Here is a 471-nt window from a genome sequence, read left to right on the forward strand (position 1 = left end):
GTCGCCGTCACCTGGTTGCCCGTGCGGTCGCGCATCAGCAGCGTACGGCCGACCAGTTCTTCGAGGCGCCGCACCTGCTGGCTGACCGTCGACTGGGTGCGGTGCACGCGGTCGCCGGCCCGTGTAAAGCTGCCTTCGTCGACGACGCACACCAGCGTCTTCAGAAGTTCGAGATCGAGCATGACGGGCGCCTCATATTTACGATTCCACTAAGCATGCCATTTTAATTTAATTTCCCAATATGCGGCGCGAGGCATAGTCTGTGTTCCATATCGACGTCACCGGAAAGGAGTCACACATGTCACTTGAAAACTCACCGCGCCCGTCGTGGCTGACCTTCGATTGCTACGGCACGCTGATTCAATGGGACGAAGGGCTGTTGGAGGCCGTCACGGCGATCCTCGCCGGCAAGCACGCCGCCGCCATCGATCCGCGCGAGTTCATCGCCGTCTACGACAGGCACGAGCACGC

At 60.7% G+C, this 471-nt stretch carries 1 protein-coding gene and 1 pseudogene; one reads left to right on the forward strand and one right to left on the reverse strand.

Annotated elements, in window-relative coordinates; translation table 11 throughout:
* Nucleotides 1-182 (reverse strand): LysR family transcriptional regulator (locus SB753_RS34705; protein WP_410804560.1); only part of this gene is annotated, 182 nt, incomplete at its 3' end.
* Between the two features lie 116 nt (nucleotides 183-298).
* Between SB753_RS34705 and SB753_RS34710 the strand changes: the two are divergent.
* A pseudogene (locus SB753_RS34710) lies at nucleotides 299-471 on the forward strand (haloacid dehalogenase type II); the annotation flags it as partial.

It is taken from the genome of Paraburkholderia sp. SIMBA_053, from assembly GCF_046534895.1.
Lineage (GTDB): Bacteria > Pseudomonadota > Gammaproteobacteria > Burkholderiales > Burkholderiaceae > Paraburkholderia > Paraburkholderia caledonica.